The organism is Stackebrandtia nassauensis DSM 44728, assembly GCF_000024545.1.
Taxonomy (GTDB): domain Bacteria; phylum Actinomycetota; class Actinomycetes; order Mycobacteriales; family Micromonosporaceae; genus Stackebrandtia; species Stackebrandtia nassauensis.
Window position 1 is genome coordinate 734,903 of the sequence record NC_013947.1, and the last position, 17,884, is coordinate 752,786.

General features: G+C 67.9%; 17 protein-coding genes and 1 pseudogene. 11 read left to right on the forward strand and 7 right to left on the reverse strand.

Going from position 1 to position 17,884, the window contains the following annotated elements; genetic code table 11:
- Window positions 1-49: 49 nt before the first annotated feature.
- Window positions 50-376, reverse strand: coding sequence for a hypothetical protein (locus tag SNAS_RS03415; RefSeq protein WP_013015976.1), 327 nt, complete (start codon window positions 374-376; stop codon window positions 50-52).
- A gap of 128 nt (window positions 377-504) precedes the next feature.
- Window positions 505-1,926 carry a type VII secretion integral membrane protein EccD gene (eccD, locus tag SNAS_RS03420; protein WP_013015977.1) on the reverse strand — a complete coding sequence of 474 codons (1,422 nt, stop codon included), beginning with the start codon at window positions 1,924-1,926 and terminating at the stop codon, window positions 505-507.
- Between the two features lie 207 nt (window positions 1,927-2,133).
- Here eccD and SNAS_RS03425 point away from each other — a divergent pair, with 207 nt between their 5' ends.
- Entirely contained in the window at window positions 2,134-6,144 is a 4,011-nt protein-coding gene (locus tag SNAS_RS03425; protein ID WP_013015978.1) for a type VII secretion protein EccC, read from the forward strand.
- Between the two features lie 27 nt (window positions 6,145-6,171).
- Here SNAS_RS03425 and SNAS_RS03430 read toward each other — a convergent pair whose 3' ends face one another.
- On the reverse strand, window positions 6,172-6,987 hold the full coding sequence (locus tag SNAS_RS03430; RefSeq protein ID WP_013015979.1) for a spermidine synthase: 816 nt from the start codon (window positions 6,985-6,987) through the stop codon (window positions 6,172-6,174).
- Window positions 6,988-7,142: 155 nt separating this feature from the next.
- Between SNAS_RS03430 and SNAS_RS03435 the strand changes: the two genes are divergently transcribed.
- From SNAS_RS03435 to SNAS_RS03460, 6 genes are all read left to right on the forward strand, one after another.
- Window positions 7,143-7,415, forward strand: a complete 273-nt coding sequence (locus tag SNAS_RS03435) for a hypothetical protein (protein ID WP_013015980.1) — start codon at window positions 7,143-7,145, stop codon at window positions 7,413-7,415.
- A gap of 133 nt (window positions 7,416-7,548) precedes the next feature.
- The gene (locus SNAS_RS03440) at window positions 7,549-8,829 is read left to right on the forward strand and encodes a M18 family aminopeptidase (protein ID WP_013015981.1); all 1,281 of its coding nucleotides are present in this window, start codon (window positions 7,549-7,551) and stop codon (window positions 8,827-8,829) included.
- 13 nt (window positions 8,830-8,842) lie between these two features.
- Complete coding sequence (locus SNAS_RS03445; protein WP_013015982.1) at window positions 8,843-9,268, forward strand: DivIVA domain-containing protein; 426 nt, start codon at window positions 8,843-8,845, stop codon at window positions 9,266-9,268.
- On the forward strand, window positions 9,265-9,846 hold the full coding sequence (locus tag SNAS_RS03450; RefSeq protein WP_013015983.1) for a DNA-3-methyladenine glycosylase I: 582 nt from the start codon (window positions 9,265-9,267) through the stop codon (window positions 9,844-9,846). The genes SNAS_RS03445 and SNAS_RS03450 overlap by 4 nt, the downstream gene beginning before the upstream one ends.
- The gene (locus SNAS_RS03455; RefSeq protein ID WP_013015984.1) at window positions 9,843-10,049 is read left to right on the forward strand and encodes a hypothetical protein; all 207 of its coding nucleotides are present in this window, start codon (window positions 9,843-9,845) and stop codon (window positions 10,047-10,049) included. The genes SNAS_RS03450 and SNAS_RS03455 overlap by 4 nt, the downstream gene beginning before the upstream one ends.
- A gap of 82 nt (window positions 10,050-10,131) precedes the next feature.
- Complete coding sequence (locus SNAS_RS03460) at window positions 10,132-10,941, forward strand: hypothetical protein (protein WP_013015985.1); 810 nt, start codon at window positions 10,132-10,134, stop codon at window positions 10,939-10,941.
- A 31-nt stretch (window positions 10,942-10,972) separates the two neighbouring features.
- Here the strand turns inward: SNAS_RS03460 and SNAS_RS03465 are convergent, their stop codons facing one another.
- Both SNAS_RS03465 and SNAS_RS03470 read right to left on the reverse strand, forming a co-directional pair.
- Entirely contained in the window at window positions 10,973-11,755 is a 783-nt protein-coding gene (locus tag SNAS_RS03465) for an enoyl-CoA hydratase/isomerase family protein (RefSeq protein WP_013015986.1), read from the reverse strand.
- A 7-nt stretch (window positions 11,756-11,762) separates the two neighbouring features.
- Window positions 11,763-12,542: a PaaX family transcriptional regulator gene (locus tag SNAS_RS03470; RefSeq protein WP_013015987.1), complete on the reverse strand. Its 780-nt coding sequence runs from the start codon at window positions 12,540-12,542 to the stop codon at window positions 11,763-11,765.
- Between the two features lie 227 nt (window positions 12,543-12,769).
- On the opposite strand from SNAS_RS03470, the pseudogene SNAS_RS34705 reads away from it, so the two are divergent.
- The 4 genes and pseudogenes from SNAS_RS34705 to SNAS_RS03485 all read left to right on the forward strand — a co-directional run.
- Window positions 12,770-12,934: pseudogene (locus tag SNAS_RS34705) on the forward strand (DUF3117 domain-containing protein); the annotation flags it as partial.
- Window positions 12,935-13,114: 180 nt separating this feature from the next.
- The gene (locus SNAS_RS03475; protein ID WP_013015989.1) at window positions 13,115-14,434 is read left to right on the forward strand and encodes a S1C family serine protease; all 1,320 of its coding nucleotides are present in this window, start codon (window positions 13,115-13,117) and stop codon (window positions 14,432-14,434) included.
- 39 nt (window positions 14,435-14,473) lie between these two features.
- Complete coding sequence (locus SNAS_RS03480) at window positions 14,474-14,914, forward strand: Sec-independent protein translocase subunit TatB (protein ID WP_013015990.1); 441 nt, start codon at window positions 14,474-14,476, stop codon at window positions 14,912-14,914.
- 81 nt (window positions 14,915-14,995) lie between these two features.
- Window positions 14,996-15,871 carry an alpha/beta fold hydrolase gene (locus tag SNAS_RS03485; RefSeq protein WP_013015991.1) on the forward strand — a complete coding sequence of 292 codons (876 nt, stop codon included), beginning with the start codon at window positions 14,996-14,998 and terminating at the stop codon, window positions 15,869-15,871.
- Between the two features lie 4 nt (window positions 15,872-15,875).
- Here the strand turns inward: SNAS_RS03485 and SNAS_RS03490 are convergent, their stop codons facing one another.
- Together SNAS_RS03490 and SNAS_RS03495 are read right to left on the reverse strand one after the other, a co-directional pair.
- Window positions 15,876-17,021 carry an Mrp/NBP35 family ATP-binding protein gene (locus SNAS_RS03490; RefSeq protein ID WP_041624528.1) on the reverse strand — a complete coding sequence of 382 codons (1,146 nt, stop codon included), beginning with the start codon at window positions 17,019-17,021 and terminating at the stop codon, window positions 15,876-15,878.
- A 29-nt stretch (window positions 17,022-17,050) separates the two neighbouring features.
- Window positions 17,051-17,860, reverse strand: a complete 810-nt coding sequence (locus SNAS_RS03495) for a hypothetical protein (protein ID WP_013015993.1) — start codon at window positions 17,858-17,860, stop codon at window positions 17,051-17,053.
- Between the last annotated feature and the right edge of the window lie 24 nt (window positions 17,861-17,884).

Here is a 17,884-nt window from a genome sequence, read left to right on the forward strand (position 1 = left end):
TTCTCCTTACTTAAGTTTTGAAGCAGTAAGCACTGCTGACGGGTGCGGGTTACTTGCCTTTGAGCAGATCGTCGACGGTGCCGTCAACGGCCTTGTCGATCTCCGCGCTGCCATCGACGTCCTGCGAGTCGAAGGTCAGGCTCGACTGGTCGATACCCTCGGCAACCTGGTCCAGGTTGCGGTCGATGATGACGAGCTGTTCTTGCATCACGGTCTGGACTCTTTGGAAAGCGCTACCTGCTTGACCGATGAGGGCGTTCTGCTGCTCACCGAGGCCAGCGAACATCTGCTGGGCAGCGCTGGCGATGTTCTCGCCGCCGGTACGGGCCTTGGTGGAACCGTCCTTTAGTGCTGCATAATCTGCTTCAAGAGCCATGCTGTACACCTCGCTTGTGTCTGGCGGGCCCGGGGTGGTACCCGCGGTCTTGGCTCGGGCGGCGGAGTGCCACCCGTCACGTCACGGTAGCCGACGCTGTCAAGTTCGGCTACCCCCAATTCGTGCCACTAACCGGTCAAGCCGCGGAAGAATCCGAACAGGCCCATCGCGGCGCAGGCGACCGGGACGACGGCCACGATGAGCAGGATGTCGAGGATGTCGGCGATACGTCCGATGTAGGGAGACGGCGCCTTCTTCGAGTACACCAGGCCCGAGGCGACTGCTATGAGGACGGCCGGAAGGACGATGACCCCTAGTCCCACGAGTTGCAGATCCGGGCCGAACAGGCCGACCGCGTCATCGGCCAACAGGGCCAGCCCGATGATCCCCGCGGCCAGGAGCGGCACCCGCTGCCGGACGGCCGGGAACAGCCGGGCGCGCAGCAGGTACACACAACCGATGACTCCCAACAGGATCTTCTGGGAGACCGGGGCGGTCAGGGTCGGCGTGGTGTCCACAACCCACAGGCACAGCGCGGTCACCACGGAGACTCCGATGAGCAGGCCGGTGAGCAGCTCGTCGGCCCGCAGCACCTTCGCGAAGATCTCCTCCTTGGGAGGGTTGGGTGAATCCTTGACCAATTCCTTGGCGCTCTGCGGCAGCTGCGGCATCGGCAGTTTCGCGAACCGCATCGACAGCACCGGGATGGACGGCAGCAGCATGATCGTGATCGACACCGTGGCGGCGGCGTCGCCGTCGGGGTTCCAGGGGCCGAAACCGAGGGCGGCGGCGACGATGCCGAAGAAACCGACGACGACCCCCGCGGTGAAGACCCGCAGCGATTCCCCGATCGCGTAGAAACCGACGATGCTGAAGCTGAGCACGATGGCGGAGGCGACGAGCAGGTGCTCCGAGCCCAGGAACTCCAGGGGGTACCTGAAGGCGAGGATGACATAGCCCCCGAAAGCCGCGAACAGCAGCGACAGGCCGCCCAGGGTCGCGCCCGCGACCGAGTCCCCCGAGGCCCGCGCCAGCGCGATACCGATGGCCATGAGCACCACCGCGGCCGACAGGGCGGTGATCCCGGCTGGCAGCCAGCTGCCGAGGTCGACCTCCTTCGGCCCCGAAAGCCACAGACCGGCCAGGGCCAGCACTCCCGCGATCACGGCGATGGTGAGCCCGGTGATCCGGGTGTGGTTGCCGTCCCACTGCTTGCCCAGCACCTTCGCGCCCGCGGCGATGGCCTCCACGACGTCGTCGTACTCGCCCTCGGGCCAGTCCGCGTGCCGGGGCGCCAGATGGAGTAGTTCGCCGTCGCGAATCTGCTGCATGGCCATGGACTGCGCCGGGTTGATGGTCTTGCCGTCGGTGCGGCGCAGGTCGAAGCCACCATGCTTCTCGGCGTCATCGGCGGCGCCCTCGCCCGCGTAGTCCAGGATGATGGGCAGCAACTCGCTGACCGGCAGGTGGTCGGGCAGTACGAGGTCAATGCGCCGTCGAGGCGCCGACACGGTGATACGTGTCAGACCGGTGCGGATGGCCGTGGTCACCGTCGTTGGTCCTTTGCTTGTCTTTGTGATAGTCGCGTGGGGACGTCAACCACCATAGCGGGAGACCGCCTCCGGCCGAGGTGGTGCGGTGGACGTCGTTGTGTGTCCACCGTAAGGTGTGAGTGCACCGAGTAATACACGCGGACGAGACCGGCATCACCCCATCTGTGCCTAGCCGTCTCGCTTTTGGAGGAGGCTCTACCGCTCATGGGCTTGCTATTGGTGAAGAAGCGGCCTCGGCGTCCCGCGCCGGAGCTGCCTGACGGCGATATTCAGGTCGAGTCGCCGCCGGAGCTTCCGACCGCTGGCGGCCGCAACTGGTCGCAGGCGCTGATGGTGTTGCCGATGGTCGCGGGCAGTGGCGCCATGATGCTCATGATGATGACCTCCGGTACCAGTGGTGCCGCGGGCGGTATGGGGTTGCGCGCCGCGACCGGCGGGCTCTTCGGTGTCTCCATGCTGGGCATGGTCGTCATGAACATGTTCCAAGGCGGCAGGGGCCCCAACAAACAGGAAATGATGCAGATCCGGCGCGACTTCCTGCGGAAGCTCTCGCAGATCCGGCGTCAGGTCCACAAGACCCGCCGCGAACAGCGCCGGGGGCTCTATTACCGGCACCCGGACCCGGACACACTGTGGTCCTCGGTCTCCAGCGCGCGACTGTGGGAACGGCGCACCGGGGACGGTGACTTCGCCGTCATCCGCATGGGCCTGGGGCCGCAGCAGCTGGCCACCCCGATCCGGGTACCGCAGACGAAACCCATCGAGGACCTGGAGCCGCTGTGCACGGCGGCGCTGCGCAAGTTCCTCGACACCAACGCCGTCGTCAACGACCTGCCGGTCGCCATGGACCTGCGTGGCTTCTCCAAGATGTTCTTCCGCGGCGACACCGACAAGAGCCGTGCCCTGGTACGGGCCATGATCGCCCAGTTGTGCACCTGGCAGAGCCCGGACGAGCTGCTTGTGGCCGTGTGCGCGTCGCCGCCGAACATGGCGCACTGGGACTGGATGAAGTGGATGCCGCACGTGCTGCATCCCGCTGACACCGACGCGCTCGGTCAGGTGCGGCTCATGGGCAACTCCCTGCGCGAGATCGAGGAGCGCTTCGGCGACGTGCTCACCGGCCGTCCCCGCTTCAACCCCGCCTCGACCCCCTGGGACGGCCACCACGTGGTCGTCATCATGGACGGCGGCGACACCCGGGGCGCCGACCATCTCACCACCGAGGGCGGGGTCGAGGGTGTCACGATCCTGGATCTCACCACTCCGCCGCCGCGTCAGCTCGAACCCGGTCTGTTGATGTTGCAGTTCCGTGAGGACGGCACCCTGCGGATGGGCACGGTCGACGCGATCGACGACATCCGCAAACCGGACTCGCTGTCGCAGCCGGAGGCCGAGGCGCTGGCCCGTCGGTTGGCGCCACTGCGTCAGTCCGCGGCCGGCCCCGGTGACGGTGACGACGACAGCGGCTTCTCCGGCACGAACCTCACGTTCACCGACCTCCTGGATGTCGGTGACCCCTATGACTTCAACCCGGATCGCGCTTGGGCGCCACGCCCCAACCGCGACCGGCTGCGGATTCCGATCGGTGTCGGACCCGACGGTCTCCCGGTCGACCTGGACATCAAGGAGTCCGCTCAGGACGGTATGGGCCCGCACGGCCTCATGATCGGCGCCACCGGTTCCGGTAAGTCCGAGGCGCTGCGGACCCTGGTGCTGGCGCTGGCCGCCGTGCACTCGCCGGAGATCCTCAACTTCGTCCTCGTCGACTTCAAGGGTGGTGCGACCTTCACCCGGCTCGACAAGCTGCCGCACACCTCGGCGGTCATCACGAACCTGTCCGACGAGCTGGTGCTCGTCGACCGCATGAAGGACGCCATCGAGGGTGAGACGATCCGCCGCCAGGAGGAACTGCGCAAGCACGGCAAGTTCGCCTCGCTGCGCGACTACGAGAAGGCCCGGGCCGCCGGTGCCCCGATCCCGCCGATGCCCAGCCTGCTGATCATCTGTGACGAGTTCTCCGAGCTGCTGACCGCCAAACCCGACTTCATCGACATGTTCGTCCAGATCGGACGTGTCGGCCGATCGCTCGGCGTGCACCTGCTGCTGGCCTCGCAGCGGCTCGAGGAGGGCAAGCTGCGCGGTCTGGACACCCACCTGTCCTACCGGATCGGTCTGCGTACCTTCTCCGCCATCGAGTCGCGCACCGTGCTGGGTGTCTCCGACGCCTACGAACTGCCCCGCGCTCCCGGTCACGGTTACCTGCGGTTCGGTACCGAACCGCTGATTCGGTTCCGGGCTTCCTATGTGTCGGGCGTGTACCAGCGCAGCGCCGCCGAGAAGGCCATCGCCGCTTCCGGTGGCCCGCAGGTGCGGGAGTTCACCGGGACCTTCGTCGCGCCTCCGCCCAAGCCCGAACCCGAGCCCGGCGTCACCGAGACCGTCGAGGACGACGACGAGAAGGTCGGGGAATCCCTGTTGGACATCTTGGTGTCCAAGATGGAGGGCAAGGGCACTCCGGCGCACCAGGTGTGGCTGCCGCCGCTGGATGTTCCCCCCACTCTGGACGAATTCCTTCAGCTCACCACGACCCCGGAGCGCGGGCTCAACACCGCGCGCCAGGACCTGCACGGTGGCCTCAACATCCCGGTCGCTCTGGTGGACAAGCCGTTCGAGCAGCGTCGTGACATCCACTGGCTGAATCTGACCGGCGCGGCCGGACACATCGCGGTCGCGGGAGGCACCCAGTCCGGCAAGTCGACGGCCCTGCGCTCCATCATCGGGTCGATCGCCTTGACCCACACGCCCGCGGAGGCGGCGATCTACTGCATCGACCTGGGTGGTGGCGCGCTGTCCACGGTCCGCGACCTGCCGCATGTCGGCGCGGTGTACCAGCGTCTGGACGCGGACGAGGTGCGTCGTACCGCGGCCGAGGTGTTCAACGCCATGGAGGCCCGGGAACAGCGCTTCGCCACCAAGGGCATCGACTCCATGAGCACCTACCGCAAGATGCGCGCCGACGGCCGGATCACCGACGACCCGTGGGGTGACATCTTCCTGGTCGTGGACGGGTGGATGTCGCTGCGCCAGGACTTCGATGAAGTCGAGCAGATCGTCACCCAGATCGCCCAGCGCGGCCTCTCCTTCGGGGTGCACGTCATCGCCGCCGCCGCCAAATGGGGTGACTTCAGGCCCGCGATCCGGGACGTCTTCGGCAGCAAGGTCGAGCTCAAGGTCGCCGACGCCTTCGACTCCATCGCGGGTCGCCGGGTCGCCGAGAACGTCCCGGCCGATCGCCCGGGTCGCGGCATCACCGCCGACAGTCTGCACATGCTGACCGCGTTGCCCCGGGTGGACGGCAAGCCCGAGGCCGGTGGCGCTCTGGCCGACGGCATCGAGGACATGGTGTCGAAGATCAAGGACGCCTGGCAGGGCCCGCCGGTTCCGGCCGTGCGACTGCTGCCGGCGGAACTGCCCTACAACAGCCTGCCGCTCGACAGGTACGACGAGTCCACGAAGTGGAAGATCCCCTTCGGGATCGCGGAGTCCAACCTCAAGCCGGTCTACCTGGAACTGGACGTCGAACCGCACTTCATGCTCATCTCCGATGTGGAGACCGGCAAGAGCGCGTTCCTGCGCCAGCTCATCAAGACGATCATCTCCCGTAACACCTCCAAGCAGGCCACCTTCGTCCTGTTCGACTATCGGCGCAGTCTGCTGGGCACCGTGCCCGAGAACTACCTCATCAAGCACTGTTCGACCACGGACCAGTCCACGGATCTGGTCAAGTCGTTGGTGGCGGCGGCGAAGCAGCGAATGCCTCCGGACAACGTCACCCCGCAGCAGCTGCGGGAACGGTCATGGTGGACCGGGCCGGAGATCTTCATGATCGTGGACGACTACGACCTGGTGGGACAGGGGATGAACAATCCGCTGATGCCGCTGATCGAGATCCTGCCGCAGGCACGCGACCTCGGCATGCACTTCATCGTCACCCGCCGCAGTGGTGGTGCCGGTCGCGACCTGTACGGCAAGGTGCTGGGCTCGTTGAAGGACCTCGCCTCCCCGGCGTTCCAGGGTTCGGGTCCCAAGATCGAGGGAAAGCTGCTGGGCGACATCAAGATGTCGACCATGCCACCGGGCCGGGGCTGGTTCATCACCCGGAAGTTCGGCAACCAGAAGGTGCAGACCGCCTGGCTGCCGCCGGAGGACGACTGATCGAGCGGACCGGCTGTGGGCCCGGCGTCAGTCCTGGGCCCGCAGCGGTTCGACACCCGCGATCACGGGTGCGAGGTCGTCGCCGTGGATCAACGCCACCTCGGTGTCGTGGTGGACGGCCGCGTCGCTGATCGCCGGGTACGGCAGGCCGGAAGCGGAGTTGGTCGCCGCCATGACGATGTTCAGGAAGCGCTTCACATTCGGGGTGTGAGCCGAGACCACGCACAGATCCTCGAACACCGTGTTCAAGGCCGCGGCGTGCAGGCGGGTCATGACGAGCCCCTCGACATCCAGCACATTGACCACACAGGTTCCCTCAGGGCGCAGCACTCGCGACAGTTGCTGCGCGTATTCGAGGCAGGCGGTGCCACGAGGTGTCTGGTTGGCCGCGTAGACATCGCTGATGACGATGTCGAACTCGGCATCGGGCAGTCCGGCGAGCACCTCGACGGCGTCGCCCACCACGATGTCGACGCGCGAGCCTTCGGGAAGCGGAAGGTGCTCGCGGACGAACTCGACGAGTGGACCGTCCATCTCCACGACCGTCTGGATCGCGTTGGGCCGCACGCCGTGCACGTAGCGGGGCAGCGTCATGCCGCCGCCGCCCAGGTGCAGCACCCGAAGCGGTGCGTCCTTCGCGCCGACGGTGTCTATGACCGTGGCGACCCACATCGAATAGTCCGCCCACAGGAACGTCGGCTCGTCCAGCTTCACGTAGGACTGCGCGAAACCGCCGACCTCCAGGAACCGGCCGAGCTCCCGGTGCGGGTCGGCGATGATTCGCGCCGGACCGGTCGCCACCTGCGTGCTCGCCAGTACCTTCGGTTGTTCGGTCTCGCCCATGTCACACCGCTTTCCGCTTCGAATGCCGAGTTCGACAAAGCTAACAGGAGGCCTCCGGCGGCAGCGGCGGCGAAGTGAACGGCTTTGACATCGATCGCCGCGTAGGTAGACTGGCCGCCAGTACCCCCGACCAAAATCGTTCGCAGAGGTCTGTCATGTCCGCACCAGGTGCCCGTTCTCCCGGCGAGGAGATGCCGCGTGGCTGGGACGACGCCGCCGACACCCAGGACCAGGACGACGACTTCGTCGACGAGGACTCCATCTGGACTCCCACCAAGAAGGCTCTGCCGCCTGTGCTCGGCCGTTACGACAAGGACACCGGCGAACGGCTGATGCACTACAGCGACGACGTCATCCAGAACGCGAACAAGGACGAAGAGTTCGACTGGACCGATTCCGAAGGCACGTCCATCGACATCGGCTTTTAGGGAACGGTCGCCGAATCAGCTTCTCGGAAACGTGATCCGTCCAATAGCACCACTGTGTAACCGCTGGTGAGCGCGTAGGCTCGGCTGTCGAGGCCGGAAAGCGGCCGACAATGCCGTCTTGCGAGGGTAGGTAATGTCCGTAGTTTTCGATCGTCGGCACACCGACGAGTTGATGTCCTTTGTGTCCGCATCGCCGACGTCGTACCACGCCGTCGCGCGGACCGCGAAGATGCTGGCGGCCGCCGGGTTCACCGCGCTGAGCGAGAGCGAGGCGTGGGACGACACGTCGGGCGGGCACTACGTCATCCGGGACGGGGCCGTCATCGCGTGGTACGTGCCCGAGACCGCTACGGCCACAACGGGTTTCCGGATCATGGGCGCCCACACCGACTCGCCGCACCTGCGGGTGAAGCCGATCCCGGACACCGGCGCCGAGGGCTGGCGGCAGATCGCCGTCGAGGTGTACGGGGGCGTGCCCCGCGACACCTGGCTCGACCGCGACCTGGGCGTGTCGGGGCGGCTGGTCACCCGGGACGGCACCCAGCACCTGGTGACCGTCAACGAGCCGCTGTTGCGGGTGCCCCGGGTCGCGATTCACCTGGACCGCAAGGTCAACGAGGGCCAGATCCTGGACGCGCAGAGCCACATGACCCCGATCTGGGGCCTCGGCGAGCCGGAGGAGGGGGAACTCATCGATTTCCTCGCCGATCGCGCGAGCCTGGACGCCGAGGAGATCACCGGCTGGGACCTCGCCGTGCACGACACCCAGGCCCCGGCCTACCTGGGCCGGGAGCGGGAACTGCTGGCCTGTCCGAGGCTGGACAACCTGTCGTCGGTGCACGCCGGGGCCGCGGCCCTGATCGCCGCCGCCGAGGAGCCGGGGGACCACATCGCCGTGCTGGCGGCCTTCGACCACGAGGAATGCGGCAGCGAATCCCGCAGCGGCGCCGGTGGACCGTTCCTGGAGACGATCCTGCGGCGCATCCTCGACGCCCGCGGCGCCGACCTGCAGGACACCGCGCGGGCCTTCGCCGACAGCGTCGTCATGTCCAGCGACACCACCCACGCCGTCCACCCCAACTACGCCGACCGGCACGAACCCGGGCACATGCCGGTCGCCGGCGGCGGGCCGGTCATCAAGGTCAACGCGAACCTGCGTTACGCCACCGACGGGCCCGGCCGGGCGATCTTCGCCGCCGCCTGCGCGAAGGCGGGAGTCGCCAGTCAGACCTTCGTCAACAACAACGCGCTGCCCTGCGGCACCACCATCGGCCCCATCACCGCCGCCCGGCTGGGAATCACGACAGTCGACATAGGAATGGCGATCCTGTCGATGCACGCGAGCCGGGAACTGTGCGCCGCAGACGATCCGGGGCAACTGGCCGCGGTCTTGGCGGCGTTCGCGACGGAATGAGAGGATGCCGGGCATGGAGTTCGTCTTGGTTGTGCTCGCCCTGGCCCTGTCTTGCGGTATCGCCTTCGGCATCGTCGTGCTCGTGACCGGCAACGACCCGGGTCTGGTCAGCGCCACCGACGGCGTCCCGGCGCACCTGCCCAGCGACCGGCCACTGTCGGAGCAGGACGTGCTGGCCGCGAAGTTCGACACCGGACTGCGCGGTTACCAGACCGGCCAGGTCGACGACGCGCTCGCCCGGCTCGCCTACGACGTCGGCTTCAAGGACGAACTGATCAAGGTGCTCGCCTCCGAGGTGACCGCGCTGCGGGACGGCCGCACCGAGGAGGCCGACGCGCTGCGCGACGCCCGGCAGCGCGCGCTGGCGGACAAAGAGGACCTCACCGGGGACGCCGGGGAGACGACGGACGAGACCGAGCCGAAGGAAGACAAGGAATGAGCTCCGACGCGGCCACCGGTGCCGACGGACTGGCGCGCTGCCCCTGGGGCGACGAGCCCCAGATCTATCGCGAGTACCACGACACCGAGTGGGGCCGTGAGCTTCGCGGCGACGACGCCCTGTTCGAGCGGCTGTGCCTGGAAGCGTTCCAATCAGGACTGTCCTGGTTGACCATCCTTCGCAAACGGGAGGCGTTTCGGGCCGGGTTCGCGGGATTCGTGATCGACAAGGTAGCCAGGTTCACCGAGGCCGACGTGGAACGGCTGCTGGCCGACGCGTCGATCGTCCGCAACCGGCAGAAGATCGACGCCGCGATCAACAACGCCCGGGCCGCCAGCGACCTCGACCTGTCCGCGCTGCTGTGGTCCTTCGCCCCGGAACCGAAACCCCGGCCGAGGACGATCGCCGAGGTACCCGCCATCACCCCCGAGTCCACGGCCATGGCGAAGGAACTCAAACGCCGCGGCTTCCGGTTCGTGGGCCCCACCACCGCTTACGCCCTCATGCAAGCCGTCGGCATGGTGGACGATCACCTCGCCGACTGCCACGTGGCCGCGCGTGATGGGATGTCCGCATGAACGAGATCCGGGACTGGCAGGTGAGCGTCGCGCTGCCCATCGAGGCGAGCGGGTACAGCGAGGCGGTGGCCCAGTTTTGGGAGTACGTGCGCACCCTCGGCCCCGAGGAACTGCCCGCCTTCGTCGCCCCCAGCGGCCATGAGCTCGACATGAAGGCCTACGTCGCCGGAGCCGAGACCGACCTGGACCCCGAAGAGGACTGAACGCCCCGAAATCGCGACCGGGCGGGATATTTGCACGCCGTTGCTACGTTGTGCCGACGCGCAATGTGGTGGAGGAGAGCAGATGTCTCAACACGGTCCACACGGGGGCTATCCCGATCAGGGGCCGAGCGGGTATCCCCAGTACTCGCCCTCGTACTATTCGCAGCCGGTCACCGGCGCCCAGCCGGTCACCGGAATGCCGATGATGGGTGCGGCACCGCAGCAGCCACAACCGGATCCACGTCCACGCGGCCCGCTCAAGTTCCTGGTACCGCTGTGCGTGGTGTTGGCACTCGCCTTCGGCGGTTCGGCCTACTTCTTTTTCATCTCCGGTGACGCGCCGTCGGAAGTCGTCGGGCAGTACATAACCCATGCCCAGGACGAGGACTTCGCCGGTGCGCGTGAGTTCACGAGTGACAGCGCGACCAAGGCGACCAAGTTCCAGGGGAACTCCGAGGGTATGGAAACCATGCGTCGCTGGTTCGGCGAGGACACCATGCGCTGGGAGGTCCGCGGGGATTCCACGAGCGGTTCGAAGTCGACGGTCACCGTTGACAAGACCCTCGTTCTGCCCAACTACGACGAGCCGGTTGAGATGCGCTGGGACTACCGGTTGGAGCGCGAGTCGGGCAACTGGAAGATCGACCGGGTCAAGATAATGTCTATTGTAGATGACGGAATCGCGGGCCCCGGTGACTGCATGCTTGCCACCGGATTCGCCTACGAGGCCGCTGACTGTTCGGACGGTCCGAACTCCGAGGCGTCCGTCCTGGTCGAGGTGACCGATGCGGTCGACGTCCCGGACGACTGCCCGAACCCCACCGGCCCGGCGGTCGAGACCACGAAGAAGCGGATTCTGTGCATTGAGGAACAGAGTCCGGAGTCGAGCTAGCCCGGGCCCGACGACAATTCCCTTACGGCGGTCAGCGGCCCTCGAAGGTCGGTTTGCGCTTGTTGACGAAATCCGCCGTGGCCTTGGCGTGGTCGGAGGTCTCGCCGCAGGCCTGTTGTGCCTGAGCTTCGCATTCGAGGCTGGCGGCGAAGCCGCCGTCGACGCGCAGCTGTTGTTTGATCCAGCCGTAGGCGACGGTCGGACCGGCCGCCAGGTGGGCGGCGAGCTGTTGGGCCCGGGGGAGGACGTCGTCGTCGGTTTCGGTGACCTGGGTGAGCAGGCCCAGCCGCAGGGATTCGGTGGCGTCGACCGGGGTGTTGAGGATGAGCAGTTCTGCCGCCTTGGCCCGGCCGATCAGGCGCGGGAGGGCGAAACTGGCGCCGGTGTCGGCCGCTAGGCCGATGCCGCTGAACGCCATCGAGAACTTGGTGCCCGGGCCGCCGATGCGGAAGTCGGACAGGAAGGCCAGCGAGGCACCGGCTCCGGCCGCGGTGCCGCGGATCGCGGCCACGACGGGGGTGTTCATCTCGTAGAGGGTGGTGGCCAGCGGGTTGTAGTGGTCGCGGACCGTCGACAGGCCCTGGCCGGTTTCGAGGTTCTCGGCGTGTTCGCGCAGGTCCTGGCCGACGCAGAAGCCGCGGTCGCCCGCGCCGGTCACCACGACGGCCCGGCAGGAGGCGTCGGCCTCGGCGGCGGCGAGGGCTTCGCGCAGTGCCACCTTGACCGGGACGTTCAGCGCGTTGAGGGCCTTGGGGCGGTTGATGGTGATCGTGGTGACGCCGTCGGCTGATTCGCTCAGTACTTCGTCGGACATGTGGACCTCACGTGGTTAGCAGGGACGAGACGAAACGGTCGGCGGCCGGGCGTAGCCGGGCCGCGTGGGTGTCGAAGAAGGCCGCCGCGGTGTGGCCCGCCCAGTGGGGAGGGCACAGTTCGGCGGGCAGGCCCGGGTCGGAGAACAGGAAGACCCGGAAGGCGTGCAGCAGCCGCATCCGGGCCGCGTACGCGCGTGAGTCGGGAGTGGAGGTGTCGATGGCCTCCACAATAGGCGCCAGTTCGGCGGTGAACGCGCGGTACCGGTCGGCCAGCTCGTCCAGGTTCCAGGCGCGGCGGGTCAGGACCACGGTGTCGCCGTTGTGGACCGAACGGAACCGTTCGAACTCGACGTCGGCCTCGGTGAAGACCTCCGGCAGCTCGGGCTGGCACCAAGGCGACACCCAGGTGCCCGACGTCAGTGGGCCGTAGCCGTGGAACCGCAGCGCCGCCACCAGCCGGGCGCGTTCCGGGCGGGGGCGGGGCGGGGTGAACACCACCAGGTCCAGGCTGCCGTCCCATTCGCGGGTCTCGGTGCGGTAGATGCGCGTCGCGGACTCGTCGAGGCGGCGTTTGGCGCGGTCGGTGGGGGCGTAGCCGCGCTGGCCGCCCAGGTCGACGGGGGCGAGCCAGCCCTGGCGCACCATCCGGGAGACCGCGGTGCGCACGGCCGGGGCGTTGACGCCCAGCGGTTCGAGCAGCGCGACGAGGGCCGCGACCGGAACCGGATGGCCCCACTGGCGCAGGTGATCGCCGTAGACGTCGAACAGCGCCGAACGCGCGTGCATTGAGTGAGTCCTTCACGCATGGTGGGTGAAATCCGCCTGAGAGTGTGACAAGAACCCGACATATTTTCAAGTCTTCGTCACAAACAGGCTGGGCCGGTTTGGAGTTCACCGATGTCATCAGGGAAGATTGTTCGTCGAGCGTTTGGGCGCGACACCCGAACGATCAACATCATGTCCCACCCAACAACGCCGCGACACCGCGGCATCGAGTCGAGGGGAGTCAACACATGGCGGCCATGAAGCCGCGGACAGGCGACGGTCCGCTGGAGGTCACCAAGGAGGGCCGCGGCATCGTCATGCGGGTCCCGCTCGAAGGCGGCGGCCGGCTGGTGGTCGAGATGACCCCGGATGAAGCCGAAACTCTGTCTCAAGAGCTGAAGAATCTCAACGGCTTACCGGAAAGTCCTATAGAAACACATCCCTCTTGTGGTCCCGGTGGCGGGCGAGGAGTCGTCCGCGGCCGGGACCTTTCCACGGTAAGGACGAGGGCTGTTCCGACTAGTATCGAGGCGGGTGGCACGCGGCGTTGATCGCCGCCACCCACCATCGAGGCGGGCAGGAAGGACGACACCATGGCTGACGGCACCGTGCCGACCCCCGGAGCGCAGCCCCCGGGCTGGGAAGCACGGCCGGACTGGCGAACGCCGGGCCCCGGACAAGCGCAGCCTTCGCCAACCCCGGCACCGGCGAACCGGCCCGACTCCTCCGCTTGGTGGGCCCAGGGTGCCGCCACCGATCCGTGGCGCGACCCCAGCACCACCGCGGTCGTGCGACACACCCCGCCGCCGATGCTGCCGCCCACCGAACCGCCGCTGCCGCCCCCACCCCCGGCCCGGACCGGACTGGGCACCATCGTGCTGGTCGCCGTCCTGTGCTCGGTGTTCGCCGGAGCGCTCAGCACCGCCGCGACCCTGCTGATCGCCGAACCCGGCAACGGAAGCTTCGACTCTCCCGGTGGCAACCGGCCGCTGGGCGAGTACCAGGACACCATCAAGGACGCCATGCCCAGCGTCGTCACGATCTGGGCCGAATCCGACGAGGGCACCGGCAACGGCACCGGCTGGGTGTACTCGCCGGAGGGCTACATCGTCACCAACCAGCACGTCGCGGCCCTGGCCGAGGGCGAGGGCACCAAGATGTCCATCCAGTTCAGCGACGGCACCATGGCCAAGGGCGAGGTGGTCGGCGCCGCCAAGAGCACCGACATCGCCGTCATCAAGGTCGACAAGACCGACCTGAAGGCGCTGAAGGTCGCCAACTCCGAGGAACTGGCCGTCGGCGACCCGGTGATCGCCATCGGCGCGCCGTTGGGGCTGTCGGGCACCGTCACCGACGGCATCGTCAGCGCCCTGGACCGTCCGGTCGTGTCCGGCGAGGGCGAGAGCTCCTCCGAACCCAACACCGTCATGGCCGGTATCCAGACCGACGCGGCCATCAACCCCGGCAACTCCGGCGGCCCGCTGCTGGACGCCTCGGGACAGCTGGTGGGCGTCAACACCTCGATCTACTCCTTCGCCAACGACAAGGGCGAGGCCGGGAGCATGGGGCTGGGCTTCGCGATCCCCAGCAACCAGGCCGCCCGGGTCGCCGAGGAACTCATCGACGACGGCGTGGCCACCCGCCCGGTGCTGGGCACCGAGATGGAGGCCACCAAGGTCGGCGAGACCGGCGCCGAGGTGAAGTCGGTCGGCTCCAAGACCCCGGCCGCCGACGCGGGCATCAAGGACGGCGACGTGATCACGAAGTTCAACGACACGGTCATCACCGACGACGTCCAACTGGCGGCGCTGGTCCTCAAACACGCTCCCGGCGACTCGGTGGATCTCACCTACGAGCGGGACGGCAAGTCCTCCGAGACCAGCGTTGAACTGGGTTCGGCGAAGGACGATTAACCGGCGTAGGCTGGCTGCTCGACCCCCTAGGAGTTGGTGATGCTTGACAATCTCGGCGGCCTCGAGATCGTGGTGCTGCTGCTGGTAGCGCTGTTCATCATTGGGCCCGAACGGCTGCCCAAGGTGCTCAAGAGCGTTGGCAACGGCATCCGCAAGCTGCGGCGCATGGCGTCCAACGCCACCGCCGACATCAGCAAGGAGGTCGGCCACGACATCGACATCACCGACCTGCACCCCAAGACGTTCATCCGCAAGCACGTCCTGTCCGCCGCCGACGAGGAGGCGTTGAAGAACCCGCTGAAGTCGGCGCTCGACGACGTCAAGAAGCACACCCAGCCGCTGCGGGACGAACTGGACGACACCGCCAGCGCCATCCGCTCCAAACCCGGTCGCGCCAACGGCAGCAGACGGGACCGCGACGACGAGGACGAGTCGCCGTCGTCGTCCAAGGCGCACAGCTACGACGCAGACGCGACCTGAAAACCAGCATAAGCAAAAGCGATCATTCCGATCAGAATCAATCGCTTTTCATGATGGGTGATTGCTTCTAGGGTCGGCGGTATGAACTCCACCCGCAAACTCGTTCATGTCAACGACGTCGACCTGTGCGTCGAGACCTTCGGCCACCCCGACGATCCGCCCGTCCTGCTCATCATGGGGACGGCGGCACCGATGGACAGCTGGCCCACCGGCTTCTGCGAACGCCTCGCGGCGCGGGATCGGTACGTCATCCGGTACGACAGCCGCGACACGGGACAGGCGACCAGCTTCGAGCCCGGCAAGCCCTCGTACCGCGCGGCGGACCTGACCAACGACGCGCTCGGCCTGCTCGACGCGCTCGACATCCCCGCCGCCGAACTGGTCGGCGTGTCCATGGGCAGCGGCATCGGTCAGGAACTCGCCGTCTCGCACCCCCACCGGGTCACGACGCTGACCCTGCTCGGCTCGTCGCCGCTGGGGTCGCACAGCTATCAGCTGCCGGGACCGTCGGCGGAACTGGGACGCTGGCTCGCCGATCCGGGGCCACCGCCCGACTGGTCCGACCGCGCGGCCGTGGTGGAGCGACTGCTCGCCGACCTGCGGCTGTACCACGGTTCGGTGACGATGGACGAGGATGCGTGGCGGGAACTGGCCGAACGCATCGTCGACCGCACCACCGACATGGCCGCCTGCACGCTCAACCACTGGGTGGTGCTCAACGACCCGAGCAGCGGTGACGGCGAACCGGATTCGAGCCAGATCACGGTTCCGACCCTCGTGCTGCACGGCACCGAGGACCCGCTGTTCCCGTATCCCCACGCCGAGGCGCTGGCCGCGTTGATCCCGAACGCGCGGCTCGTCCCCATGGACGGGGTCGGTCACCAGGAACTGCCGGAAGCGGTGTGGGGCATCGCCGTCGAGGCGATCGTGGACCTCGCGGCGACCCGGAACGCCTAGACGGTCAGCGTTTCGGCGCCAGACCCAGCGGCTTGCCCGCGAGGCTCTCGCGACGGACCGCGAGCCGGTCGGCGATGCCGAACAGCGCCTTGGCCGCCGCCGAATCGGGCTGGCTCAGCACCAGCGGCACTCCGGCGTCCCCGGCCTCGCGCAGCTGCGGCTCCAACGGAACCTGGCCGAGCAGCGGAACGTCGGCGCCCATGCGCTTGGTCAGCGCCTCCGACACCGCTTCGCCGCCACCGGAACCGAAGATCTCCATCCGGGAGCCGTCGGGCGTCTCCAGCCAGGACATGTTCTCCACGACGCCGGTCAGCCGCTGGTGGGTCTGCATCGCGATGGCACCGGCGCGTTCGGCGACCTCGGCGGCCGCCGCCTGCGGGGTCGTCACGACCAGCAGTTCCGCGCCCGGCAGCAGCTGCGCCACCGAGATCGCGATGTCACCGGTTCCGGGCGGCAGGTCGAGCAGCAGCACGTCCAGCTCGCCCCAGTAGACGTCGGCGAGGAACTGTTGCAGCGCCCGGTGCAGCATCGGGCCGCGCCACACCACGGCGGCGTTGCCCTTGGTGAACATGCCGATCGAGATCAGCTTGACGCCGTTGGCCTGCGGCGGCATGATCATCGACTCCACCGGGGTGGGCCGGGCGTCGGCGGCACCCAGCATCCGGGGCACCGAGTGGCCGTAGATGTCGGCGTCCACGACGCCCACCGACAGCCCTCGGGACGACAGCGCGGCGGCCAGGTTCACGGTGACGCTGGACTTGCCGACGCCGCCCTTGCCGGACGCGACCGCGAACACGCGGGTGCGGGAACCGGGCTGGCTGAACGGGATCACCGGATCCCCGCCGCCGGAGTCGCCGCGCAGCTTGGTCTGAAGGTCCTTGCGCTGGGCGTCGGTCATGGCGCCGAAGTCGATCGACACCGACTCGATCCCGGCCACGCTCGTCGTCGCGGCGGTGATGTCGCTGCGCAGCTTGTCCTTGAGCGGACAGCCCGCGATGGTCAGCAGGATGCGCAGTGCGGCGTGGCTGCCGTCGACGGTCACGGACTCGACCATGCCCAGCTCGGTGATGGGCTTGCGGATCTCCGGGTCCTGCACCGTGGCCAGCGCGGTGTGAATGGCCTGCTCAACAGTGGTGGCGGGGGCTGACATGGTTCCCATCGTACGTGCCGGTCCCGGGCTCACCGATCCGACGCGTCGTTGTCGCCGGGGGAGGGCGTCGCCTTGAGATCGCGGTCACTGTCCCCGGATTCCGAACCACCGGAGTCTTGAGTGGACGGTTCGGGTTCCTCGGAGGGTGCTTCGGACGTCGTCGGCCCGTCCGGTTCCGTCGACGGCGTCTCCTCGCCCGAGGGCGTCTCCTCCCCGGAGGATTCGGACTCCCCGGAGCCGTCCTGGTCCGAACCGCCCGACGGCGAGTGCTGCTCGGAACTGGAGGACTCGTGCGGATGCGCGCCGTAGTAGGTGGTCGCGGGCTGCCCCGACACCAGCGCCAACCCGGTCAGCAGACCGACGCTCAGCACGAACACGATCAGGCTCGACACCGCCAGCGGCCGCCAGTTGCGTTTGAGGAACGTCCTGGCGCGCGCCGACGCCGACGGGCTCGACTCGGCGGCCACCGTCGCGGTGGGAACGGCGGCGGTACCCCGCGCCGTCGCCGCGGGACCGGTCTTCGTCACGGCCCCGGTTTCGGGTGCGGGCTCGCGCACCGCGGTCTGGGCGCCGGTGCGGCTGCGGACCTTGTCGAGCTTCTCCTTGGTGTGGTGCATCGACTTCAGGTACAGCACGGTGGCGACGGAGGAGACGACACTGAACACGGCGACACCGACGACGGTCCCGGAGATGCCCAGCGCGTTGGCCACCACTGCCGCCGTCGAGGCGGCACAGGTGGCGGCGACGATCTGAAGCGCGTTGATCCGGTTGGTGTCGTCCTTGTCGCCAGCCGATTCCCTTATGGACTTGTCTTCCGGCTGCCGGCCGTTTTCCGACACTGTAGACACTCCCCCTGTCTGGCG